We start from the raw sequence: 22,724 nt of genomic DNA on the forward strand, positions 1-22,724 counted from the left end.
GCGCCCCTATCGGGGCGCGTTGCCCAGCTGTCTGTGAGGGGGGCACCGATGTCGGTGTCCCCCTTGGCATGAGGACGTCATGTATAAGATCTTTTTCCAGCTCGTCTTCCGGCGGATGGACCCGGAAGCCGCCCACCACCTGGCCTTCCGCTGGATCCGGCTCGCCGCCCGGATCCCCGTGCTGCGTACCTTCGTCGCCGCCGCCCTGGCTCCCCGCTACAAGGAGCTGCGCACCGAGGCCTTCGGGCTGCGGATGCACGGGCCCTTCGGGCTGGCCGCCGGGTTCGACAAGAACGCCGTGGCGATCGACGGGATGTCGATGCTCGGGTTCGATCACGTCGAGATCGGGACCGTGACCGGGGAGGCGCAGCCGGGCAATCCCCGGAAGCGGCTGTTCCGGCTCGTCGCCGACCGGGCGCTGATCAACCGGATGGGGTTCAACAACGACGGTTCGCTGACCGTCGCCGCGCGGCTGGCGACCCGTGAGGTCGTCTTCAGGACCGTCGTGGGCGTCAACATCGGCAAGACCAAGGTCGTACCCGAGGCCGAGGCCGTCGGCGACTACGTGAAGTCCGCCGAGCGGCTCGCGCCGTACGCGGACTACCTGGTCGTGAACGTGTCGTCGCCGAACACGCCGGGCCTGCGCAGCCTCCAGGCCGTCGATCACCTCCGTCCGCTGCTGACGGCCGTGCGCGAGGCCGCCGACCGTGTGGTGGCGAGCCGTCGGGTGCCGCTGCTGGTGAAGATCGCGCCGGACCTCGCCGACGAGGACGTCGACGCCGTCGCGGATCTGGCCGTGGAGCTGGGGCTCGACGGGATCATCGCCACCAACACGACGATCGCTCGCGAGGGGCTCGGGCTGCGGTCGGATCCCGCCCTGGTGAAGGAGACCGGGGGGCTCTCCGGGGCGCCGCTCAAGGCGCGCTCCCTGGAGGTGCTGCGGCGGCTGTACGCGCGCGTGGGCGACCGGATCACCCTGGTGGGCGTCGGCGGCGTCGAGAACGCCGAGGACGCCTGGCAGCGCATCCTGGCCGGTGCCACGCTGGTCCAGGGCTACAGCGCCTTCATCTACCAGGGGCCCTTCTGGGGCCGCGCCGTCCACAAGGGCCTCGCGACACGCCTGCGCACCAGCCCGTACGCCACCCTCGCCGACGCGGTCGGCGCCGACGTGAGGAAGTCCGTATGAGCCCGCTGGAGCCCTTCGGCGCGCGGCTGCGCCGCGTCATGGACGAGCGCGGTCCGCTGTGCGTCGGCATCGATCCGCACGCCTCGCTGCTCACCGAGTGGGGTCTGAACGACGACGTGGCGGGCCTGGAGCGGTTCAGCCGTACCGTCGTCGAGGCGGTGGCCGACCGGGTCGCCGTGATGAAGCCGCAGAGCGCGTTCTTCGAGCGGTTCGGCTCGCGCGGAATCGCCGTGCTGGAGCGGGTGGTCGAGGAGGCGCGGGCGGCCGGGACGCTGGTCGTGATGGACGCCAAGCGCGGCGACATCGGCTCGACCATGGCCGGGTACGCGGAGGCCTTCCTGAGCAAGGACGCCCCGCTGTTCTCGGACGCCCTGACCGTCTCGCCGTACCTCGGCTACGGCTCGCTCAGCCCGGCCGTCGCGCTGGCCCGCGAGAGCGGGGCCGGCCTGTTCGTGCTGGCGCTCACCTCCAACCCGGAGGGGCCCGAGGTGCAGCACGCGGTGCGCGCCGACGGGCGCACGGTCGGCGCGACCGTGCTGGCGCATCTCGCCGCCGAGAACGCGGGGGAGGAGCCGCTGGGTTCCTTCGGCGCCGTCGTCGGCGCCACGGTCGGCGACCTGTCGTCGTACGACCTCGACATCAACGGTCCGCTCCTCGCGCCGGGCGTCGGCGCGCAGGGGGCAACGGCTGCCGATCTTCCCATGGTCTTCGGAGCCGCCGTGCGCAACGTGGTTCCAAACGTGAGCCGAGGTGTTTTGCGTCACGGTCCCGATGTCGGGGCCCTGCGGGCGGCCGCGGACCGGTTCGCGGGCGAGATCCGGGATGTCGTCGCAGGTCGGTGAGGGCTCCGACGGGACTCCGACGAGTGCTCCGGCGAGCACTTCGGCGGCTGCCCGATCGTGAATACATCCTCAAATCCGGGGCAATATGTCTGAAATGTCTGGCCTGACGGAGGCTGACCAGGACTTTTCCGCTGTTCTCGCTGACTCCGGCGGACTTGCCCGCTAGTCTCCGAGCAGAGTCAACGGGCAAGCGTGTTGCTCGTAGCTCCCCAGGTGTGGGGCGACTAGGTTCCTCACCGGTCCGTATCCGACAGTTCGACATCCGAGGTGACGTAGGCGTGGCTCTTCCGCCCCTTACCCCTGAACAGCGCGCAGCCGCGCTCGAAAAGGCCGCCGCGGCTCGCCGGGAGCGGGCCGAGGTCAAGAATCGACTCAAGCACTCCGGCGCCTCTCTTCACGAGGTCATCAAGCAGGGCCAGGAAAACGACGTCATCGGCAAGATGAAGGTCTCCGCCCTGCTCGAGTCCCTGCCGGGCGTGGGCAAGGTCCGCGCCAAGCAGATCATGGAGCGACTCGGGATCTCCGAGAGCCGCCGCGTGCGTGGCCTCGGTTCCAACCAGATCGCCTCCCTGGAGCGCGAGTTCGGCAGCACCGGCTCCTGATCACGGGGCCGTCCGGGAGGGCCGTCCCGGACGGCCAGCGATTGCTGGAATAATCGCTGCATGGCTGCAACATTCCGGGGGACGACCCCCGAGCCCCCGGACGTACGTCCGCGGCTGACCGTGCTCTCCGGCCCCTCCGGGGTCGGCAAGAGCACGGTCGTCGCCCATATGCGCAAGGAGCACCCCGAGGTCTGGCTCTCGGTGTCGGCGACCACGCGCAAGCCCCGCCCCGGCGAGAAGCACGGCGTCCACTATTTCTTCGTCTCCGACGAGGAGATGGACAAACTGATCGCCAACGGCGAGCTCCTGGAGTGGGCCGAATTCGCCGGCAACCGCTACGGCACCCCGCGCGCCGCGGTCCTTGAGCACCTGGAGGCCGGCGTGCCGGTCCTCCTGGAGATCGACCTCCAGGGCGCCCGGCAGGTCCGCGAGACCATGCCGGAGGGCCGGCTGGTGTTCCTGGCTCCTCCTTCCTGGGAGGAACTGGTGCGCAGGCTCACCGGGCGCGGCACCGAGGCGCCCGAGGTGATCGAGCGGCGCCTGGACGCAGCCAAGGTCGAGCTCGCGGCCGAGCCGGAGTTCGACGAAACCCTGGTCAACACCTCTGTCAAGGACGTGGCGCGCGAGCTGCTAGCCTTGATGGACGTTGTGTGATCGTTGCTGATCATTCAGACTGAATCTTTCCCATCCATCGGAAGGCAGAGCGTGTCCTCTTCCATCACCGCGCCCGAGGGCATCATCAACCCTCCGATCGACGAGCTCCTCGAGGCCACCGACTCGAAGTACAGCCTCGTGATCTACGCGGCCAAGCGTGCCCGCCAGATCAACGCGTACTACTCGCAGCTCGGCGAGGGCCTCCTCGAGTACGTCGGTCCGCTCGTCGACACCCACGTCCACGAGAAGCCGCTCTCCATCGCCCTGCGCGAGATCAACGCGGGTCTGCTGACGTCCGAGGCCATCGAGGGCCCGGCGCAGTAGTACTTTCGTATTGCGGTTGACTTATCCACAGGCCCGGCAGCCGACTGCCGGGCCTGTGGTGTGTGATGGCGTCATGGATTCGACGAGTGGAGGCCCGGTGGGCAAGCCGAAGGTCGTGCTGGGGGTCAGCGGCGGCATCGCCGCGTACAAGGCCTGTGAGCTGCTGCGGAGGTTCACGGAGTCGGGCCACGACGTCCGGGTCGTGCCCACCGCCTCCGCGCTGCACTTCGTCGGCGCCGCGACCTGGTCCGCCCTCTCCGGCAACCCGGTCTCCACCGAGGTCTGGGACCACGTCGAAGAGGTCCCGCACGTCCGGATCGGCCAGCACGCCGATCTCGTCGTCGTCGCCCCCGCCACCGCCGACATGCTCGCCAAGGCGGCCCACGGCCTGGCCGACGACCTGCTCACCAACACCCTTCTCACCGCCCGCTGCCCGGTCGTCTTCGCCCCCGCGATGCACACCGAGATGTGGGAGCACCCGGCCACCCAGGAGAACGTGGCCACGCTGCGCCGCCGCGGCGCCGTCGTGATCGACCCGGCGGTCGGCCGCCTCACCGGCGTCGACACCGGCAAGGGCCGCTTCCCCGATCCGGCGGAGATCTTCGAGGCCTGCCGCCGCGTGCTCGCGAGAGGAGTGGCGGAGCCCGACCTGGCCGGCCGCCACGTCGTCGTCTCCGCCGGCGGCACCCGGGAGCCCCTCGACCCCGTCCGCTTCCTCGGCAACCGGTCCTCCGGCAAGCAGGGCTACGCCCTCGCCCGCACGGCCGCCGCGCGGGGCGCCCGGGTGACGCTGGTCGCCGCGAACACCACGGGGCTGCCCGATCCGGCCGGCGTGGACGTCGTCCCGGTCGGTACCGCCGTACAGCTGCGGGAGGCGGTGCTGAAGGCGGCCGCCGACGCCGACGCCGTGGTGATGGCCGCCGCCGTCGCCGACTTCCGCCCCGCGGTCTACGCGGCCGGAAAGATCAAGAAGAAGGACGGCCAGGATCCCGAGCCGATCGTCCTGGTGCGGAATCCGGACATCCTCGCGGAGATCTCGGCCGACCGGGCGCGGTCCGGACAGGTGATCGTCGGCTTCGCCGCCGAGACCGACGACGTCCTCGCCAACGGCCGGACCAAGCTGGCGCGCAAGGGCTGCGACCTGCTCGTAGTGAACGAGGTCGGAGAGCGGAAGACCTTCGGCTCCGAGGAGAACGAGGCGGTGGTGCTCGGTGCCGACGGCAGCGAGACGCCGGTGCCGCACGGGCCGAAGGAGGCGCTCGCCGACACCGTCTGGGACCTGGTGGCGGCCCGTTTGGGTTAACTTATTTCAGCCATATGTCAACTTTCCCGGACGTGACATAGCGGTGCGGGGGCTCTGGTCAAGGCCGCCGACCATTGGGCAGAATGCCCGTGCCGCAGGTCACAGCACTTCCGAGTGTCGAGACAGATGGGCCGGCGGCCGAGTGCGACCGATAAACTGTTCTCGGACGACGCCCGGGTGCAGCCCCCGTGTCGTCCGCCAATGATCAGACAGCAGCCGCTGCAACCCCAGGGAGCGTTGTGTCCCGTCGCCTGTTCACCTCGGAGTCCGTGACCGAGGGTCACCCCGACAAGATCGCTGACCAGATCAGCGACACCATTCTCGACGCGCTTCTGCGCGAGGACCCGACCTCCCGGGTCGCCGTCGAGACGCTGATCACCACCGGCCTGGTGCACGTGGCCGGCGAGGTCACGACCAAGACGTACGCGGACATCGCGACGCTGGTCCGCAACAAGATCCTGGAGATCGGCTACGACTCCTCGAAGAAGGGCTTCGACGGCGCCTCCTGCGGCGTCTCGGTCTCGATCGGCGCGCAGTCCCCGGACATCGCCCAGGGCGTGGACACGGCGTACGAGAACCGGGTCGAGGGCGACGAGGACGAGCTCGACAAGCAGGGCGCCGGCGACCAGGGCCTGATGTTCGGCTACGCGACCGACGAGACGCCGACCCTGATGCCGCTCCCGATCTTCCTGGCGCACCGCCTGTCGAAGCGGCTCTCCGAGGTCCGCAAGAACGGCACGATCCCCTACCTGCGCCCCGACGGCAAGACGCAGGTCACCATCGAGTACGACGGCGACAAGGCCGTCCGCCTCGACACGGTCGTGGTCTCCAGCCAGCACGCCTCCGACATCGACCTGGAGTCGCTGCTCGCCCCCGACATCCGCGAGTTCGTCGTGGAGCCGGAGCTGAAGGCGCTGCTGGACGACGGCATCAAGCTCGACACCGAGAACTACCGTCTGCTGGTCAACCCGACCGGCCGCTTCGAGATCGGCGGCCCGATGGGTGACGCCGGCCTGACCGGCCGCAAGATCATCATCGACACCTACGGCGGCATGGCCCGCCACGGTGGCGGCGCCTTCTCCGGCAAGGACCCGTCCAAGGTCGACCGCTCCGCCGCCTACGCCATGCGCTGGGTCGCCAAGAACGTCGTCGCCGCCGGCCTGGCCGCCCGCTGCGAGGTCCAGGTCGCCTACGCGATCGGCAAGGCCGAGCCCGTCGGTCTCTTCGTCGAGACCTTCGGCACGGCCAAGGTCGACCACGAGAAGATCGAGAAGGCCATCGACGAGGTCTTCGACCTGCGTCCGGCCGCCATCATCCGCGACCTCGACCTGCTCCGCCCGATCTACGCCCAGACCGCCGCGTACGGCCACTTCGGCCGCGAGCTCCCCGACTTCACCTGGGAGCGCACGGACCGCGTGGACGCCCTGCGCACGGCCGCGGGTCTGTAACCCCCGGAGATCCGTCGCCGAGGCCCGGTTTCCCTTGGGGGAGCCGGGCCTCGGCGCGTCCGGGGGTACCGGGGAATCCGTCGCGTCCCGGGGGCGTGGAAATCGGCTGGTCGCCGGGAACGGGTGATCAGTAGGGTGGGGCCCTCCCGGTGCGATGGCCGCGGTTACTTCTGTTGAGTGTGCCCATGGGCGCGCGGTGATGCTGATGTGTTCCGACCGTTGCCGGACTGACCTCGGGAGACCTGCGCCGTCCGGGCCGAGTGGCGGGCCGGGCGGCGGAAGTACGCCGTACGGCACTCCCCGGCCGGAGTGAACTCGGGCGGCGCCGCTTGTCAGTGGCGTTTGGTAAGAATGCAAGGGTGAGCAGCGAGAACGGGCAGGGGGGCGGGGGCGCCGGAGGGGCGCCGCCGGAGCAGCTCGCGCTCATTCGGGAGAGTGTGCGGGGGGCCAGGGCGCCGCGGGCCAAGCCGCGGACCTGGCGGGGGGCCGCGCTGGCCGAGCGATTGCCGGTCGCGCGGGTGCTCGTGGACAAGGGCGTGCTCCATCTCGACCGCTACTTCGACTACGCAGTCCCCGCCGAGCTGGACGCCGACGCGCAGCCGGGGGTGCGGGTGCGGGTCCGGTTCGGGGCCGGGCGGCACCGGGTGCGGGACGGGCGCCGGGAGGGCGGGGGGCTCATCGACGGTTTTCTGGTCGAGCGGCTCGCCGAGTCCGACTACTCGGGGCCGCTGGCCGCACTGGCCCAGGTGGTGTCGCCCGAGCCGGTGCTGAGTGAGGAACTGCTGCGGCTCGCACGGGCGGTCGCCGACCGGTACGCGGGGAGCCTCGCGGATGTGCTGCAGCTGGCCGTGCCGCCGCGCAGTGCGCGGGCCGAGAAGCGGCCTTCGCCCGAGCCGCTGCCGCCCCCGCCCGTGCCGGGCGCCGGAAGCTGGTCGCGGTACGAGCACGGGGCCGCCTTCGTCGAGTCGCTGGCCTCCGGCGGCGCGCCGCGCGCCGTGTGGAACGCCCTGCCGGGGCCGGGGTGGAGCGAGGAGATCGCCCGGGCCGTCGCCGCCACCCTTGCCTCGGGACGCGGCGCGCTCGTCGTCGTACCGGACGGGCGGGCCGCCGCGCGGGTCGATGCCGCGCTGACCCGTGTGCTGGGCGAGGGGCGGCATGCGCTGCTCACGGCCGACGCCGGGCCCGAGAAGCGGTACGCGCAGTGGCTCGCCGTCAGCCGCGGGTCGGTGCGGGCCGTCGTGGGGACGCGGGCGGCCATGTTCGCGCCCGTGCGGGATCTCGGGCTCGTCGCGATCTGGGACGACGGGGACGACAGCCACAGCGAGCAGCACGCGCCGCAGCCGCATGCGCGGGATGTGCTGCTGTTGCGTGCGGCACTGGACAAGTGCGGCTTTCTGCTGGGGAGCTGGAGCTGCACGGTGGAGGCCGCGCAGCTCGTGGAGAACGGCTGGGCCCGGCCCCTGGTGGCGGGCAGAGAGCAGGTGCGGCCGGCCGCTCCGCTGGTGCGGACGGTCGGGGACGGGGATCTGGCCCGGGACGAGGCCGCACGGGCCGCGCGGCTGCCGACGCTCGCCTGGCAGGCCGTCCGGGACGGGCTGCGGCACGGGCCGGTGCTGGTGCAGGTGCCCCGACGGGGGTATGTGCCGCGGATGGCCTGCGCCCAGTGCCGGGCGCCGGCGCGCTGCCGGCACTGCGCCGGTCCGTTGGAGGCGCGGGACGCCGGGGCGCTGGGGTGCGGGTGGTGCGGGCGGGCGGAGAGCGACTGGCACTGCCCCGAGTGCGGCGGCTTCCGGCTGCGTGCCCAGGTGGTCGGGGCCCGGCGGACCGCCGAGGAACTGGGGCGGGCCTTTCCCGCCGTACCCGTGCGGACCTCGGGACGCGAGCAGGTGCTGGACACCGTGCCCGGGACGCCCGCGCTGGTCGTGAGTACACCGGGTGCGGAGCCGGTGGCCGAGGGCGGCTACGCGGCGGCCCTGCTGCTGGACGGCTGGGCGATGCTCGGGCGGCCCGATCTGCGGGCCGGTGAGGACGCACTGCGCCGGTGGATCGCGGCCGGGGCGCTGGTGCGGCCGCAGGCGGACGGGGGGACCGTGGTCGTCGTCGCGGAGCCGACGCTGCGGCCCGTGCAGGCTCTGGTGCGCTGGGATCCCGTCGGGCACGCGGTGCGGGAGCTGGCCGAGCGGGCGGAGCTGGGGTTTCCGCCGGTGTCGCGGATGGCGGCGGTGTCGGGGACGGCGGAGGCGCTCGCCGAGTTCCTCGGTACGGTCGAACTGCCGCCGGACGCCGAGGTGTTGGGGCCGGTTCCGGTGCCCGTGGTGCGGGCCGGGGCGCCTCGGCGGGCGGGTGCGCCGCCGCCCGGGGAGCACTGGGAGCGGGCGCTGGTACGGGTGCCACCGGGGAGTGGGGCGGTACTCGCCGCCGCGCTGAAGTCGGCTCAGGCCGCCCGGATGGCGCGGGGGAGTGGGAGCGGGGGTGGGGAGGCGGTGCGGGTGCGGATCGATCCGCCGGACATCGGGTGAGCCGGCAGACGGCTGCCCTCCCGGGTGCTTGCCGGGAGGGCAGGAGCGGGCGGGTCGGCCCTTGCCGACGTCGGCCGTTGCGTGTGTCAGCCGTTGCGCGGGCCGGGGAAGGCTGTCGGCCTGGCCTCGTCGCGGAGGGTGGGGCTGCCCGCGGTCGGCTGGGTGGGCATGGAGCGGGCGGCCGGGACCGTGGGCAGGCCGCCGCCCATGTTGATCGTGCGGGTGCCCGACGGTTCCGTGGACAGGTCGGGATCGGCCGCGGCCGCTGTCTGGGCCGCGGCGCGACGGGCGCCGTAACGGCGGTGCACCGCCTGCTTGGTGACTCCGAGCGCGGAGCCCACCGCGTCCCACGAGAAGCCGAGCGAGCGGTCGAAGTCCACGGCGGCCGTGACCAGGGTTTCGACACTGTCCCGGAGTTCCTGGGCGAGACGGACCGTCGGGGCGGGGGCGCGTCCGTAGACGACGAAGCCCGTGGACGGGCCGGATCGGCGCGGGCGGTAGACGTTGCCCAACTGGGCGGTGAGCGTGCGTAGTGCGTCCACCTGGCGGCGGACCCGCTCGATGTCCCGCACCAGCAAGTGCAGGCTGGCCCGGGCCTGGGCGTCGTGGGTTGCGTGGTCGGCCATGAACAAGCCTCTCGAACCGGCGTTGAAAGGAATGGGCCGCGTGTGGGGCCCGTTGTGGTCAACTCTCTCTTGACCAACGCGTGGGCGCTCCGCTGGTCACGGTGTGGGGGCGTATGGGCATATGCGTACGCCGTGCGGCGGGGTTTGCACCACCGGGGTGTTCTCCCACCCGCGCACCACCCGTCCCAGTCGGCAGAGATGTTGAGCGACCTGCGGGGGTGCTCGCCGTCGGCGGCTTGCGGTTTGAGGCTTGCGGTTTGAGGCTTCAGGTTTGCGGCTTGCAGCTTCGTCTGCCGTTCCCTGTGGGCTGTGGGCTGTGGGCTGTGGGCTGTGGGCTGTGGGCTGTGGGCTGTGGGCTGTCGCCTGTGGGCCATTGAGTGTTGGCCGCTCGTGGCTCGCGCCCTCGCCGCTCGCGGTGCGTGGTGTGCGGTTGGTGGTCTTCGGGGCTGTGGGCTGGGGGCGGTGGTTGATTGTTGCGGCATAGACTTGCTTGTTGCCCGTGTTGATGCCGTTCGAGAGGGTCTCAGTCGCCCATGAAGCTTGTCTTCGCCGGTACCCCCGAAGTCGCCGTTCCTGCTCTGGACGCTCTCATCTCCTCCGGACGGCACGAAGTGGCCGCCGTGGTCACGCGGCCCGACGCGCCGGCCGGGCGAGGGCGCAGGCTGGTCGCTTCGCCTGTGGCCGAGCGGGCGATGGAGGCCGGGATCGAGGTGCTGAGGCCGCTCAAGCCGCGCGAGCCGGAGTTTCTGGAGCGGCTGAAGGAGATCGGGCCGGACTGCTGTCCGGTGGTGGCCTACGGTGCGCTGCTGCCCCGGGTTGCGCTCGACGTGCCGGTCCACGGCTGGGTCAACCTGCACTTCTCGCTGCTTCCGGCCTGGCGCGGGGCGGCTCCTGTGCAGCACTCCATCATGGCGGGCGACGAGATCACGGGCGCGTCCACCTTCCTCATCGAGGAAGGGCTGGACTCGGGGCCCGTCTACGGGACCGTGACCGAGGAGATCCGCCCCACCGACACCAGCGGTGACCTGCTGACCCGGCTCGCCTTCGCCGGGGCCGGGCTGCTCGCCGCGACCATGGACGGTATCGAGGACGGCACGCTCAAGGCCGTACCGCAGCCGGGGGAGGGCATCACCCTCGCGCCGAAGATCACCGTCGAGGACGCGAAGGTGGAGTGGTCGGCGCCGGCGCTGAGGGTCGACCGGGTGGTGCGGGGGTGCACCCCGGCCCCCGGTGCCTGGACCACCTTCCGCGGTGAGCGGCTCAAGCTCATCCAGGTCACGCCGGTGCCCGAGCGGACCGATCTCGCCCCCGCCGAGGTCGCCGTCGGGAAGAACAGCGTGCACGTGGGAACGGGGTCGTACGCCGTGGAACTGCTCTGGGTACAGGCCCAGGGCAAGAAGCCGATGCGGGCCGCCGACTGGGCGCGAGGCGTGCGCATCGGCGCCGGGGAGACCCTCGGCGACTGAGCCGACTTTCCCACCAGCGGCTCTCCGGCGTACACGGCGTACCCTGGGAGTCGCCTCATTCCCATACCCGGAGCACCTTTTTCGTGAGCGAGCAGTCCCGGCGGCCGCGCAGGCCCGCCAAGCCCTACCGCCGTCCCCAGAAGGACCCCGTCCGCATCCTCGCCTTCGAGGCGCTGCGCGCCGTGGACGAGCGGGACGCGTACGCCAACCTCGTGCTGCCGCCGTTGCTGCGCAAAGCCCGGGAGAAAGGCGACTTCGACGGGCGGGACGCCGCGCTCGCGACCGAGCTGGTGTACGGGACGCTGCGCCGGCAGGGGACGTACGACGCGATCATCGCCGAGTGCGTCGACCGGCCGTTGCGCGAGGTGGACCCGCCGGTGCTGGACGTGCTCAGCCTGGGTGTCCATCAGCTGCTCGGGACGCGGATTCCCAGCCACGCCGCCGTCTCCGCCTCCGTCGAGCTGGCCCGGGTGGTGCTGGGCGACGGGCGGGCGAAGTTCGTCAACGCCGTGCTCCGCAAGGTCGCGCAGGACGACCTCGACGGCTGGCTCGCGAAGGTCGCGCCGCCCTACGACAAGGATCCCGAGGATCATCTGGCCGTGGTGCACTCGCATCCGCGGTGGGTCGTGTCCGCCCTCTGGGATTCGTTGGGGGGCGGACGTGCGGGGATCGAGGAACTGCTGGCCGCCGACAACGAGCGGCCCGAGGTGACGCTGGTCGCCCGGCCGGGGCGGGCCACCACCGAGGAACTCCTCGGCGAGGAGGCCGCCGTACCGGGGAACTGGTCACCGTACGCCGTGCGGCTCACCGAGGGCGGGGAGCCCGGTGCCATCACGGCCGTGCAGGAGGGCCGGGCCGGTGTGCAGGACGAGGGCAGCCAGCTGGTCGCCCTCGCGCTCGCCAACGTGCCGGTCGAGGGGCCGGACGAGAAGTGGCTGGACGGCTGCGCCGGACCCGGCGGCAAGGCCGCGCTGCTCGCCGCGCTCGCCGCCGAGCGGGGGGCCGTGCTGCTCGCCTCCGAGAAGCAGCCGCACCGGGCCGGGCTGGTCGAGAAGGCGCTGCACGGCAACCCGGGGCCGTACCAGGTCATCACCGCCGACGGCACCCGGCCGCCGTGGCGCGCCGGCACCTTCGACCGGGTCCTGATGGACGTCCCCTGCACGGGCCTGGGCGCGCTGCGCCGCCGCCCGGAGGCGCGGTGGCGGCGTCGCCCCGAGGACCTCGACAACTTCGGTCCGCTGCAGCGTGCGCTGCTGCGGACCGCGATCGACTCGGTGCGGGTGGGCGGGGTGGTCGGATACGCCACCTGTTCCCCGCATCTGGCGGAGACGCGGGCGGTGGTGCAGGACGTGCTGAAGCAGCGTCCGGAGACCGAGCTCGTGGATGCGCGTCCGTTGCTGCCGGGGGTGCCGGAGCTGGGCGAGGGGCCCGATGTGCAGCTGTGGCCGCACCTGCACGGCACGGACGCGATGTATCTGGCGCTGATCCGGAGGACTGGCTGAGGCGGGGGTGGGGACGCTCACCGGCGCTGGCAGGGTGCCTCCCCCACTCTCGGCTTCGCTCGAGCGGGGGGACCCCCATCGCCCACCCGTGCCGCCCTGCGGCACGATTGCCCGCAGCTCTGTGGCTGACGCGACTGCAGCGCCCCGAAAGGGGCGCTGGGGGTACCCCCGGCCGAAGGCTGGGGGAGGAACTGCGCGAGCAACCCCCACCCACCCGCACGGGACCCACAAGCGCACCCACCCCGAACCCCATTCGGCCCACCCCGTCAGGGCATGGCACGCTTGGGGCATGGCCGTGCAGATCAACCCCAGCATCCTCTCCGCCGACTTCGCCCGCCTCGCGGACGAGGCGAAGGCGGTCGAAGGCGCCGACTGGCTCCACGTCGACGTCATGGACAACCACTTCGTCCCGAACCTCACGCTCGGTGTGCCGGTCGTAGAGTCCCTGGCGCGTGCTACGGACACCCCGCTGGACTGCCACCTGATGATCGAGGCCCCTGATCGGTGGGCGCCGCAGTACGTCGAGGCGGGTGCCTCCTCCGTCACCTTCCATGTGGAGGCGGCCGCCGCGCCCGTGCGACTCGCGCGGGAGATCCGGGCGAAGGGCGCCCGTGCCGCCATGGCGGTCAAGCCCGCGACGCCCATCGAGCCGTACGAGGACCTGCTTCCCGAGCTGGACATGCTGCTGATCATGACGGTGGAGCCGGGCTTCGGCGGCCAGGCGTTCCTCGACATCATGCTGCCGAAGATCCGCCGCACCCGGGAGTTGATCAGCAAGCACGGACTGGAGCTGTGGCTCCAGGTCGACGGTGGAGTTTCCGCGTCGACGATCGAACGGTGCGCGGACGCCGGAGCCGACGTTTTTGTGGCAGGTTCGGCGGTGTACGGGGCAAACGACCCGGCAGCGGCGGTACGTGCACTACGCACCCAGGCGGAGACGGCCACGGCCGCCGCGTCGTGGGCGTGCGACCACTGAGGTACGGGAACGTGAACGGCTCCGATCAGGGCTGATCAACTGCGCCGGATCTGCAAGGATGAACGGCGTATCCAGAGTGTGAACAGCAGTGAGGAGATGGCCGTGTCGGGTATGTCGGCGGGCCGGTCAGCCATGCGGATGGGACCCGCAGAGCTGGTGCAGGCGGCGGCCATGGCCCGCCGCTTCTACCTCGAGGGCAAGTCCAAGATCCAGATCGCTGAGGAGTTCGGCGTCAGCCGCTTCAAGGTGGCCCGGGTACTGGAGACTGCCCTCGAAAGGGATCTCGTACGCATCGAGATCCGCGTACCGGCCGAACTGGACGCCGAGCGCTCGGACGCGCTCCGTGCCCGGTACGGCCTGCGGCATGCCGTCGTGGTCGAGTCCCCGGCCGAGGCGGAGGAGACCCCCGACCCCGAGAACCTCGGCGAGGTCGCCGCGGACCTGCTCGGCGAACTCGTCAACGAGGGAGATGTGCTCGGCCTCGCCTGGGGCCGGTCCACCATCCACATGGCGGCGGCGCTCGACCGGCTGCCGCCGTGCACGGTGGTGCAGTTGACGGGTGTGTACGACGCCGGGACCTCCGAGCGCGGCTCGGTCGAGGCCGTCCGGCGCGCCGCGCAGGTGTCGGGCGGCGACGCGCACCCCATCTACGCGCCGATGCTGCTGCCGGACGCGGCCACCGCGGCGGCGCTGCGCAACCAGACCGGGATCGCCCGGGCCTTCGAGTACTTCGACAAGGTCACGGTCGCCTGTGTCTCCATCGGCTCCTGGGAGCCCGGCATCTCCACGGTGCACGACATGCTCAGCGACGAGGAGCGCGGGCACTACGCCACACTGGGCGTCGCCGCCGAGATGGCCGCGCACCTCTTCGACGCCGAGGGCCGCCGGGTCGGACGCGACCTGGGGGAACGGTGCATCACGGTCAAGGCCGACCAGTTGCGCCGTATCCCGGAGGTCGTCGCGATCGCGGGCGGGCAGCGCAAGGCGGCCGCGATCGACGCGGTGCTGCGGTCGGGGCTGGTCACCAGCCTCGTCACCGACACCTCGGCCGCCGACTACCTGATGACGGCGGGCACCACCCCCAAGCCCGCCCTGAACCGCGCGGACCCGGACGGTCCCTGACCGGGACCATGACAGCGCCGCGGCAGCCGGAGTGACAACGCTGCCGCGGCGGACGAGCGGCCCCGCAGCGGGGGCTTTCAGGACCCGGCCGGCAGTGCCGCGTCGATCAGGATGGCCGCCGCCTCCCGGGCGACCGCACCCACCGACGGGTCGCGGTCCATCCGCGCGGACACCCCACCCCCGTCGTACAGCAGGTGCAGGCGGCGGCCGAGCGCCTCGGGATCCGGGGCGCCGGCGTCCCGGGCGAGGCCGGTGAACAGGGCCCTGACCCAGGCGCGGGAGACGTCCGAGGCCTCCTCGATGGCGCTGCCGTGCTTGGCCTCGGCGCTCGCCGCCATGAACGCGCACCCGTGGTAGTCCTGCTCGGCGAAGAGTTCGGCCTGCGCGTCGAAGACGGCCAGCAGTCTGTCCCGCGGGGTGCCGGCGGCGTCGACGGCGCGCAGCAGCCGCTCGGTCAGCCTGGCGTGCCGGGAGTCGAGGTAGGCGCGGATGAGCTGTTCCTTGCCGCCGAAGGTGTTGTACAGCGAGGCCTTGGCGACCCCGGCGCGCTCGATGATCCGGTCGATCCCGACCGACTGCACGCCCTCCGCGTAGAACAGCTCGTTCGCGGCCGAGAGCAGCCGCTCCCGGGCGGTGGGGGCCTTGGCAGCGGGCAACGTCTTCGTCATGCCACTCACCTTCCCGACACTTCCAGACTTCGAGTCTATGGCTGACCAGACCGGTCTACTCAGTCATCTCCGCTCGGTCATCGTGCCTGCGTGACGCGCTCGGGCTGGTCCGCCCGGACCGGCACCGTCTGCGGGCCGCCGGACGCCACCTTCACCCCCGGTGCGGTCTGGGGCCTGCCGCGCAGCAGCAGGGCGGCCAGGGCCAGCAGCGCCAGAGCGATGACCACCGCGCCGTACTCCTCGGAGGTCGGGACCAGCCCGCCCCCGTGCACGACCAGCACGCCGGCGGCGACCGAGGGGACGCCCATGCCGAGGTAGGAGACGACGAACAGCAGGGACAGCACCCCCGAGCTCTCGTGGGGCTCGGCCAGCGGCAGCACGGTGCGGATGCCGCCCTGGAACCCGCTGCCGAAGCCGAGGCCCGCGACGGCCGTGCCGACGAAGAACAGCGCCGGGGCGCTCAGATCCACGGCGATCAGGGTCAGGGCGACCCCGGCGACGAGCGCGCCGATGCCGGTGTACATCACGGTCGTGGACTGCGCCTTGCGCAGCGCGAGGACCGAGGCGGCCGCGACGAACGCGAGGACGAAGAGGCCCAGGCCGCCCCAGACTGCGGAGGTGGAGCCGACCAGGGTGCGGACCAGGGCGGGGCCGAGGGAGCCGTAGAACCCGGCGAGAGCCCAGACGGCGAAGATGACGGGTGCCGCCGCGAGGATCGCGCCACGGACCGCGCGCGGGAGCTTGATCTCGGGCACCAGGCTGGCCAGGGCGCCCGGCGCCTTGGTGACGGTCTCGTCGATCAGGGCGATGGCGACGGCCTGGGCGGCGAACACGGCCAGCAGGCCGAGGTAGATCGTGTGGGTGGGGGCGGGCAGGTACTGCACGACGAGACCGCTGGCCAGTGAGCCCGTGGCGGTGCCGAGGCCGGGGGCGAAGGCGTTCGCCAGCGTGCCGCGGGAGCGGTTGATGTCCATCATCGCGGCGCCGACCGCGCCGAGCGCGGCGCCGGTCGACAGACCCTGCACGACGCGGGCGAGGAGCAGTTCGCCGACGCCCCCTGCGGTGGAGAAGATCAGCATCGCGGCGGCCTGGGCGGCGATCGCGGTGATCAGGACCGGGCGGCGGCCGACGTGGTCGGACAGCTTGCCGAGGACGAGCAGGCCGGAGAGGACGGCGATCGCGTAGACGCCGAAGACGACCGTGGTGGTGATCGGGGTGAATCCCCATTCGGCCTGGTAGGTCGCGTAGAGCGGGGTGGGCGCGCTGGAGGCGGCGAGGAAGGAGACGACGACGGAGGCGAGTACGTAGAACGCCGCGCGCGGCGGGATCGGCCTGCGCGCTGCCGTCACGCGCTCGGTGCGCTCGGTTCGCTCGTGCGGTGCGAGGTGGTTCATCGGAGATCCTTCGCGGGGACGGGGCCGAAGAGCGTCGGTTCGGAGGTCTTGATGAGTAGACCGGTCTGTCTATCTGGCCTGGTCAACCCCATAGACAGGTCTGTCTATTCCGCGGAACGAAGGATTTCTCGAAAATTTCCGGGCACGAACCGCGCGGTCAGGCGGCGGCGCGGGGCTCGCGGAACGCGCGGCGGTACGCGGTGGGCGTGGTGCCGACGGTGCGGTGCGGCGACCAGCTCCCGGGCGATCTCGTCGGCGACGGCCGTGCCGAGGCCTTGCGGACCAGGTAGGGGGACAGGTCGATGCCGGCGGTCACCCCGGCGGAGGTGAGGAGGGGGCCGTCTCTCGCACGCCTACGACGACGCGGAGTCCATCGGGCGAGCCTCGACCAGGTGCTGACCGGCCGGCCTCCTCCCCACCGCGACCCTCGTCGAACTGGACGCGTGGGCCACCTGTCCCCGCTGGAGGCACCGGACCTGGTCGCCCGCCACGTCGGGGACTTCCTGCGCGCCCTGTGAGCCGGGCCACCGTTCTCACCTGTTCATGTGATGCCGCGACGGGCATGTCTTCCGACAGTCTCAACGCCGTCGCGTGGAGCGTCTTCATCCACTGAACGCCGTCAACCCCGAGTATGTGTACGACAGACCGTGTGCCGATCGCATCGGGAGGACGCGTTGACCACTGAACCCCAGTCCGTGCCGGGAGCCGAACCGCAGCCGGTGCTCGGTCCGTTGACCACCGCCGCGATCTTCCTGGTGCTCACCGTCCGCCCCGGCGGCGAGGTCACGGCACGGGAGGTGCTGGGCGATCTCCGCGCGCTGCAGCGCAGTTTCGGGTTCGGGTCGCCGGACGCCGCGCTGAGCTGTGTGGCGGGGGTCGGCTCCGCCGCCTGGGACCGCCTGTTCGACCACGCGCGCCCGGCGGGCCTGCACCCCTTCCGGCCGCTGGAAGGTCCCCGGCACACCGCGGTCGCCACCCCCGGCGACCTCCTGCTGCACATCAGGGCCACCCGGTTCGACCTGTGCTTCGGACTGGCCGCCGAGATCATGCACCGGCTGCGCGACGCGGTGACCGTCGAGGACGAGGTGCCGGGCTTCAAGTACCTGGACGCGCGCGACCTGCTGGGCTTCGTCGACGGCACCGAGAACCCGGTCGGCGCAGCCGCCCGCAGGGCCGTCCTGATCGGCGCCGAGGACCCCGGTCATGCCGGCGGCAGCTACGTGGTCGTGCAGAAGTACCTCCACGACCTCGACGCCTGGAACGCGCTGCCCGTCGAGACGCAGGAGCGGATCATCGGCCGCACGAAGGCCACCAACCTCGAACTGGAGGAGCCGGCCTCCCACGTGGACCTGAACACGATCACCGGACCGGACGGCGAGGAACAGCAGATCCTGCGGGACAACATGCCCTTCGGCAGCCCCGGCGGCGGCGAGTTCGGCACCTACTTCATCGGATACGCCCGGACGCCGGACGTCATCGAGCAGATGCTGGGCAACATGTTCCTCGGCACCGAGGACGCCACCCATGACCGGATCCTCGACTTCTCCACCGCGGTCACCGGCACACTCTTCTTCGTGCCGTCCGACGACTTCCTGGACGACCTGCCCGCGCTCCCTGGAGCCGGCGAGAGAGGACGGTGAGACCGATGTCCACGCATGTGATCGTGCTGCCGGGCGGCGGCTACGTGCAGTACGCCGAGCACGAGGCCGAGCCGGTGGCCGAGTGGCTCACCGGGCTGGGGCTGGGCATCGAGGCGAGCGTCTTCCGGTACCCCCTCGGGGTCCGGCATCCGGTCCCCCTCGAAGCGCTGCGCGCCGAGATCCGGCGCCTGCGCGCCGCAGGGGCCGACCGGATCGGGCTCGTGGGGTTCTCGGCGGGCGGGCATCTCGCGGGTCTGGCGGCCCTGGCCGAGGACCACGACGTCCGGACGTCGGTGCAGTTCGCCGTGCTCGGTTACGCGATCACCTCGATGGAGACCGAGACCTACCGGCCGTCCCGGATCGTCCTGCTGGGCGAGGACGCCTCGCCGGAGCTGCGCCGGGCCACCTCGCTCGACGCGCTGGTGACCCCGTCGGCGCCCCCGTTCTTCCTCTGGCACACGGCCGAGGACCCGTACGTGTGGCCCGAGCACACCTACCGCCTGGCCACCGCCCTGGCCGCCCACGACGTGCCCCACACCGTGCACGTCTACCCGCACGGCCCGCACAGCCTGGGCCTCGCCCACGGCGCGGGAGAGGCCTCGACCTGGCCCCGTTCGGCGGCGTCCTGGCTGGCCGAACAGACCGCCCCCGCCACCTCACTCGGACGGCACTGACATGACGACGAGCCCGCATCTGGTCACGCTCGACCTCGCCGGGGTCACCGACAAGGCCGGCCTCATGGACCGGACCGCCTCCGCCCTGGACCTGCCCGACTGGTTCGGGCGCAACTGGGACGCCCTCACCGACAGCCTGCGCGACCCCTCGGTGTGGCCACCGGAGGCCGTCGACCGCGGGCTCCTGATCGTCGTCACCGGCTGGCAGGGTTACGCGCGGAGCAGACCGGACGAGTGGGAGACCGCCCGGCAGGTGTTCACCGACGCGTCCGCCGACGAACCCGCACTGACCGTCGCCCTTGCCCTTCGGTGACCTCACCGGTGCCCCTGTAGGTTCGTCCAAACGGGCTCTGACCTGCCTGGACGTTCGTCCCGGGCATGACGTGCCGGTCGGCATGGGAGAATGAAGTACGTGCTTTTCCCTCTGGCCGGCCGGTCCGGGGGTCACCTCTGATCGACTGGGATGTGCGGCACGTGCGTTTCCTCAATGACATCCAGCCCGCGTACGACCTGACGTACGACGACGTCTTCATGGTGCCGAGCCGTTCCGCGGTCGGCTCGCGTCAGGGCGTGGACCTCGGCTCGCCGGACGGCACGGGCACCACCATCCCGCTGGTCGTCGCCAACATGACCGCGATCGCGGGCCGGCGGATGGCCGAGACGGTGGCCCGGCGGGGCGGACTCGTCGTGATCCCGCAGGACATCCCGATCGACGTGGTCACCGATGTCATCACCTGGGTCAAGAGCCGCCACCTGGTGCTCGACACCCCGATCGTGCTCGCCCCGCACCAGACCGTCGCCGACGCGCTGGCCCTGCTGCCGAAGCGGGCGCACAACGCCGGTGTCGTCGTCGACGAGGACGGCCGCCCGGTGGGCGTCGTCACCGACCGGGACCTCACCGGCGTCGACCGCTTCACCCAGCTCGCCGAGGTCATGTCCCGCGACCTGCTGCTCCTCGACGCGGACATCGACCCCCGCGAGGCCTTCAACAAGCTGGACGGCGCCAACCGCCGGTACGCCCCCGCGGTCGACCGGGACGGCAAGCTCGCCGGCATCCTCACCCGCAAGGGCGCCCTGCGCGCCACCCTGTACACCCCGGCGACCGACGCGCACGGCAGGCTGCGGATCGCCGCCGCCGTCGGCATCAACGGCGACTTCGCGGACAAGGCGAAGCAGCTGCTCGACGCGGGCGTCGACACGCTCGTCATCGACACCGCGCACGGCCACCAGGAGTCGATGCTCAGCGCGATCAAGCTGGTCCGCGGCCTGGACCCGCAGGTCCCGATCGCGGCCGGCAACATCGTCTCCGCCGAGGGCGTCAAGGACCTCGTCGACGCAGGCGCGGACATCATCAAGGTCGGTGTGGGCCCCGGCGCCATGTGCACCACCCGCATGATGACCGGCGTCGGCCGGCCGCAGTTCTCGGCGGTCCTGGAGTGCGCCGCCGAGGCGCGGAAGTACGGCAAGCACGTCTGGGCCGACGGCGGTGTCCGGCACCCCCGTGACGTCGCCATGGCGCTGGCCGCCGGTGCGGCCAACGTGATGGTCGGCTCCTGGTTCGCGGGCACGTACGAGTCGCCTGGCGACCTCCAGCAGGACGCCGACGGGCGGCTGTACAAGGAGTCGTTCGGCATGGCCTCCGCGCGGGCGGTGCGCAACCGCACGTCGGAGGAGTCGGCCTACGACCGGGCCCGCAAGGCGCTCTTCGAGGAGGGCATCTCCACGTCCCGGATGTTCCTCGACCCGGCCCGGCCCGGGGTGGAGGACCTGATCGACTCGATCATCGCGGGGGTGCGGTCGTCCTGCACCTATGCCGGTGCCGGGTCGCTGGAGGAGTTCGCCGAGAAGGCGATCGTGGGGATCCAGAGTGCGGCCGGGTATGCGGAGGGGAAGCCGCTGCACGCCAGCTGGAGCTAGGCGCTTCGCCGGCGGCGCCGTTTTCGGATGCGGGTGCGTTGTGGCCGTCACCTGGGTGGTCTTCGGAGTCCGGACGGCCGTCGGGCTCGTGTTCTACTTCGTGTACGGCTACCGCCGGTCCCGTCTTGCACCACCTGAGAGCTGAACGACCCCTTGCTGAACGATCTCGACGAACGCATCGTGCACGCCCTCGCCGAGGACGCCCGCCGCTCCTACGCGGACATCGGGCAACTGGTCGGCCTGTCCGCGCCTGCCGTCAAACGGCGTGTGGACCGGCTGCGCGCCACCGGAGCGATCACCGGATTCACCGTACGGGTCGACCCGGCGGCCCTCGGCTGGGAGACCGAGGGATTCGTCGAGATCTACTGCCGGCGCAACACGTCCCCGGAGACCATCCAGCGGGGCCTGGAGCGCTATCAGGAGGTGGTGGCCGCGTCGACGGTCACCGGTGAGGCCGACGCGGTCGTGCAGGTCTTCGCCTCCGACATGCGGCACTTCGAGAGGGTCCTGGAGCGGATCGCGGGGGAGCCGTTCGTGGAGCGGACCAAGTCGGTGCTGGTGCTGTCCCCGCTGCTGCGGCGGTTCTCCTCGGGGGCGCCCGGGTAGGCCGTCAGACGGCACCGCGGCCGATCGCGGCCAGCATGCGGCGCATGAGGGCCGCGTGGGCACCGCTGTCGATCACCAGCAACCGGTACAGCCTTCCGGCGGGACCCGGAAACACGGCCCGGGTCTCGGCGCTCACGCGCGTGCGGCCCGGGCTGTCCGGCTCCAGACGGAACGTCAGGGTGTACGCCGAGAAGCGGTGGCGTCCCGTGAGGACCAGCTCCCGCTCCGGATCCGCCGACGTCACACGGAAACCGCGGACCGCCGCGCCCACCGTCAGCGGACGCGGACCGGACGCCGTGCGGTCGGCGACACCGACGAGCCGGGCGTAGGCGGCCCCGGGGCGTCCGGCGAAGGACCGGCCCACGACGTCGCCGACCGACTGCCAGACGGCGTCCGCGCCGGCCGGGACGACGGTCGTGTGCGTGTCCACGTACGGCAGCGGCACGCTCCGGACGTCACCCATGCGATCCCCCTCGGGAGCTTCGGCGCGCGTCAGTCCGCCGTCTTGCGGGCCAGGGCGTTGTTCCCGATCGAATTGTGCACACTAAAACTCACCGCGTCCGAGCGATAGCGGTCGTCCGACCACTCCACCGGCCGGCCCTCCCGCGTGGTCGTCACGCGCCGCACCCGCAGCAGCGGGCTCGTGCGGCGGATGCCGAGCAGCTCGGCGTCCTGTGCCCCCGCCGCCACCGCGTCTATGACGTGCTCGCCGTACGCGAAGACCAACCCCTTGTCCTCGTACAGGCGTTGCGTGACCGATGGGCAGTCAGGCTCTATCGCCTCGACCGCCGCGGAGATCCAGTCCGCGTACACCGTGCGCTCCAGCAACACCGGCTCGCCGTCCAGACCGCGGACCCGGAGCACGTGCAACACGGGCGTACCGAAGGGCAGTTGGAGGCGAACGGCGTCCTCCTGGGTAGCCGGCCGGTGCTCCTGGGACACCACGTGTCCCGTCGCCTCGCGGCCCATCGCCTTCGCCCACTGGGCGAAGCTGCGCAGCTCCGCGAAGCTCTGGCTGCGGCGGCTGGCGAGGACCACCCGGCGGGCGCCCTGGCGGGAGCCGATCAGCCCCTCGGCGGTGAGCGCGGCGACCGCCTGGCGGACCGTGCCGCGGGAGACGCCGTACTCCGCGGCGAGCTCCGTCTCCGGGGGCAGTCGACTGCCGACGGTGTACTCCTCGCGGTCGATGGCGCGCCGCAGCTCGTCGGCGATCTCCTCGTGTCGCGCCGTCATACTTCCCCTCTGAGTAGGCCGC

At 71.9% G+C, this 22,724-nt stretch carries 23 protein-coding genes; 17 read left to right on the top strand and 6 right to left on the bottom strand.

Annotated features, from left to right (window positions below):
* Positions 1–79 precede the first annotated feature (79 nt).
* From ABT137_RS08605 to ABT137_RS08640, 8 genes are all read left to right on the top strand, one after another.
* Positions 80–1,186 carry a quinone-dependent dihydroorotate dehydrogenase gene (locus tag ABT137_RS08605; protein ID WP_351704535.1) on the top strand — a complete coding sequence of 369 codons (1,107 nt, stop codon included), beginning with the start codon at positions 80–82 and terminating at the stop codon, positions 1,184–1,186.
* Positions 1,183–2,028, top strand: coding sequence for an orotidine-5'-phosphate decarboxylase (gene pyrF, locus ABT137_RS08610; protein ID WP_351704538.1), 846 nt, complete (start codon positions 1,183–1,185; stop codon positions 2,026–2,028). The genes ABT137_RS08605 and pyrF overlap by 4 nt, the downstream gene beginning before the upstream one ends.
* A 278-nt stretch (positions 2,029–2,306) precedes the next feature.
* Complete coding sequence (locus tag ABT137_RS08615; protein ID WP_003977346.1) at positions 2,307–2,630, top strand: integration host factor; 324 nt, start codon at positions 2,307–2,309, stop codon at positions 2,628–2,630.
* Between the two features lie 60 nt (positions 2,631–2,690).
* Positions 2,691–3,284, top strand: coding sequence for a guanylate kinase (gene gmk / locus ABT137_RS08620; RefSeq protein WP_351704541.1), 594 nt, complete (start codon positions 2,691–2,693; stop codon positions 3,282–3,284).
* Positions 3,285–3,335: 51 nt separating this feature from the next.
* Positions 3,336–3,608, top strand: coding sequence for a DNA-directed RNA polymerase subunit omega (gene rpoZ, locus ABT137_RS08625; protein WP_005319902.1), 273 nt, complete (start codon positions 3,336–3,338; stop codon positions 3,606–3,608).
* Between the two features lie 73 nt (positions 3,609–3,681).
* The gene (gene coaBC / locus ABT137_RS08630) at positions 3,682–4,911 is read left to right on the top strand and encodes a bifunctional phosphopantothenoylcysteine decarboxylase/phosphopantothenate--cysteine ligase CoaBC (protein WP_351704544.1); all 1,230 of its coding nucleotides are present in this window, start codon (positions 3,682–3,684) and stop codon (positions 4,909–4,911) included.
* 239 nt (positions 4,912–5,150) lie between these two features.
* Positions 5,151–6,359: a methionine adenosyltransferase gene (gene metK / locus ABT137_RS08635; RefSeq protein ID WP_351704547.1), complete on the top strand. Its 1,209-nt coding sequence runs from the start codon at positions 5,151–5,153 to the stop codon at positions 6,357–6,359.
* Between the two features lie 359 nt (positions 6,360–6,718).
* Positions 6,719–8,878: a primosomal protein N' gene (locus ABT137_RS08640; RefSeq protein ID WP_351704550.1), complete on the top strand. Its 2,160-nt coding sequence runs from the start codon at positions 6,719–6,721 to the stop codon at positions 8,876–8,878.
* An 86-nt stretch (positions 8,879–8,964) separates the two neighbouring features.
* Here ABT137_RS08640 and ABT137_RS08645 read toward each other — a convergent pair whose 3' ends face one another.
* Positions 8,965–9,504 (bottom strand): hypothetical protein, encoded by a 540-nt coding sequence (locus ABT137_RS08645; RefSeq protein WP_351704553.1) that lies wholly within the window; start codon positions 9,502–9,504, stop codon positions 8,965–8,967.
* A gap of 533 nt (positions 9,505–10,037) precedes the next feature.
* Between ABT137_RS08645 and fmt the strand changes: the two genes are divergently transcribed.
* The 4 genes from fmt to ABT137_RS08665 all read left to right on the top strand — a co-directional run bounded on the left by fmt (position 10,038) and on the right by ABT137_RS08665 (position 14,570).
* A complete protein-coding gene (gene fmt / locus ABT137_RS08650; RefSeq protein ID WP_351704556.1) occupies positions 10,038–10,970 on the top strand; it encodes a methionyl-tRNA formyltransferase in 933 nt (310 codons plus the stop codon).
* A gap of 83 nt (positions 10,971–11,053) precedes the next feature.
* Positions 11,054–12,472: an RsmB/NOP family class I SAM-dependent RNA methyltransferase gene (locus ABT137_RS08655; protein ID WP_351704559.1), complete on the top strand. Its 1,419-nt coding sequence runs from the start codon at positions 11,054–11,056 to the stop codon at positions 12,470–12,472.
* 289 nt (positions 12,473–12,761) lie between these two features.
* Complete coding sequence (rpe, locus tag ABT137_RS08660; RefSeq protein ID WP_351704562.1) at positions 12,762–13,448, top strand: ribulose-phosphate 3-epimerase; 687 nt, start codon at positions 12,762–12,764, stop codon at positions 13,446–13,448.
* A 78-nt stretch (positions 13,449–13,526) separates the two neighbouring features.
* Positions 13,527–14,570 (top strand): sugar-binding transcriptional regulator, encoded by a 1,044-nt coding sequence (locus tag ABT137_RS08665; RefSeq protein WP_351704565.1) that lies wholly within the window; start codon positions 13,527–13,529, stop codon positions 14,568–14,570.
* A 77-nt stretch (positions 14,571–14,647) separates the two neighbouring features.
* Here ABT137_RS08665 and ABT137_RS08670 read toward each other — a convergent pair whose 3' ends face one another.
* From ABT137_RS08670 to ABT137_RS08680, 3 genes are all read right to left on the bottom strand, one after another.
* Positions 14,648–15,238, bottom strand: coding sequence for a TetR/AcrR family transcriptional regulator (locus tag ABT137_RS08670; protein ID WP_351704568.1), 591 nt, complete (start codon positions 15,236–15,238; stop codon positions 14,648–14,650).
* A gap of 77 nt (positions 15,239–15,315) precedes the next feature.
* Positions 15,316–16,632: an MFS transporter gene (locus ABT137_RS08675; RefSeq protein ID WP_351704570.1), complete on the bottom strand. Its 1,317-nt coding sequence runs from the start codon at positions 16,630–16,632 to the stop codon at positions 15,316–15,318.
* Between the two features lie 157 nt (positions 16,633–16,789).
* On the bottom strand, positions 16,790–16,948 hold the full coding sequence (locus ABT137_RS08680; protein ID WP_351704572.1) for a hypothetical protein: 159 nt from the start codon (positions 16,946–16,948) through the stop codon (positions 16,790–16,792).
* Positions 16,949–17,306: 358 nt separating this feature from the next.
* On the opposite strand from ABT137_RS08680, the gene ABT137_RS08685 reads away from it, so the two are divergent.
* From ABT137_RS08685 to ABT137_RS08705, 5 genes are all read left to right on the top strand, one after another.
* The gene (locus ABT137_RS08685) at positions 17,307–18,272 is read left to right on the top strand and encodes a Dyp-type peroxidase (RefSeq protein ID WP_351704574.1); all 966 of its coding nucleotides are present in this window, start codon (positions 17,307–17,309) and stop codon (positions 18,270–18,272) included.
* 5 nt (positions 18,273–18,277) lie between these two features.
* Complete coding sequence (locus ABT137_RS08690) at positions 18,278–18,946, top strand: alpha/beta hydrolase (protein WP_351704577.1); 669 nt, start codon at positions 18,278–18,280, stop codon at positions 18,944–18,946.
* Between the two features lies 1 nt (position 18,947).
* Positions 18,948–19,259, top strand: a complete 312-nt coding sequence (locus ABT137_RS08695) for a barstar family protein (RefSeq protein ID WP_351704580.1) — start codon at positions 18,948–18,950, stop codon at positions 19,257–19,259.
* Between the two features lie 161 nt (positions 19,260–19,420).
* Positions 19,421–20,863, top strand: coding sequence for a GuaB1 family IMP dehydrogenase-related protein (locus ABT137_RS08700; RefSeq protein ID WP_351704583.1), 1,443 nt, complete (start codon positions 19,421–19,423; stop codon positions 20,861–20,863).
* Between the two features lie 153 nt (positions 20,864–21,016).
* Complete coding sequence (locus ABT137_RS08705; protein ID WP_046726552.1) at positions 21,017–21,469, top strand: Lrp/AsnC family transcriptional regulator; 453 nt, start codon at positions 21,017–21,019, stop codon at positions 21,467–21,469.
* A 4-nt stretch (positions 21,470–21,473) separates the two neighbouring features.
* On the opposite strand, the gene ABT137_RS08710 is transcribed toward ABT137_RS08705, so the two are convergent.
* Together ABT137_RS08710 and ABT137_RS08715 are read right to left on the bottom strand one after the other, a co-directional pair.
* On the bottom strand, positions 21,474–21,932 hold the full coding sequence (locus tag ABT137_RS08710) for an SRPBCC family protein (protein WP_351704586.1): 459 nt from the start codon (positions 21,930–21,932) through the stop codon (positions 21,474–21,476).
* A 29-nt stretch (positions 21,933–21,961) separates the two neighbouring features.
* A complete protein-coding gene (locus tag ABT137_RS08715; RefSeq protein WP_351704589.1) occupies positions 21,962–22,702 on the bottom strand; it encodes a GntR family transcriptional regulator in 741 nt (246 codons plus the stop codon).
* Between the last annotated feature and the right edge of the window lie 22 nt (positions 22,703–22,724).

It is taken from the genome of Streptomyces sp. NPDC001980 (assembly GCF_040296885.1).
GTDB lineage: Bacteria > Actinomycetota > Actinomycetes > Streptomycetales > Streptomycetaceae > Streptomyces.

Coding starts and splice junctions, on each gene's coding strand:
- ABT137_RS08605 (WP_351704535.1), top strand. CDS start 80: ATGTATAAGATCTTTTTCCAGCTCGTCTTCCGGCGGATGGACCCGGAA.
- pyrF (WP_351704538.1), top strand. CDS start 1,183: ATGAGCCCGCTGGAGCCCTTCGGCGCGCGGCTGCGCCGCGTCATGGAC.
- gmk (WP_351704541.1), top strand. CDS start 2,691: ATGGCTGCAACATTCCGGGGGACGACCCCCGAGCCCCCGGACGTACGT.
- coaBC (WP_351704544.1), top strand. CDS start 3,682: ATGGATTCGACGAGTGGAGGCCCGGTGGGCAAGCCGAAGGTCGTGCTG.
- ABT137_RS08645 (WP_351704553.1), bottom strand. CDS start 9,504: ATGGCCGACCACGCAACCCACGACGCCCAGGCCCGGGCCAGCCTGCAC.
- fmt (WP_351704556.1), top strand. CDS start 10,038: ATGAAGCTTGTCTTCGCCGGTACCCCCGAAGTCGCCGTTCCTGCTCTG.
- rpe (WP_351704562.1), top strand. CDS start 12,762: ATGGCCGTGCAGATCAACCCCAGCATCCTCTCCGCCGACTTCGCCCGC.
- ABT137_RS08670 (WP_351704568.1), bottom strand. CDS start 15,238: ATGACGAAGACGTTGCCCGCTGCCAAGGCCCCCACCGCCCGGGAGCGG.
- ABT137_RS08675 (WP_351704570.1), bottom strand. CDS start 16,632: ATGAACCACCTCGCACCGCACGAGCGAACCGAGCGCACCGAGCGCGTG.
- ABT137_RS08690 (WP_351704577.1), top strand. CDS start 18,278: ATGTCCACGCATGTGATCGTGCTGCCGGGCGGCGGCTACGTGCAGTAC.
- ABT137_RS08695 (WP_351704580.1), top strand. CDS start 18,948: ATGACGACGAGCCCGCATCTGGTCACGCTCGACCTCGCCGGGGTCACC.
- ABT137_RS08710 (WP_351704586.1), bottom strand. CDS start 21,932: ATGGGTGACGTCCGGAGCGTGCCGCTGCCGTACGTGGACACGCACACG.
- ABT137_RS08715 (WP_351704589.1), bottom strand. CDS start 22,702: ATGACGGCGCGACACGAGGAGATCGCCGACGAGCTGCGGCGCGCCATC.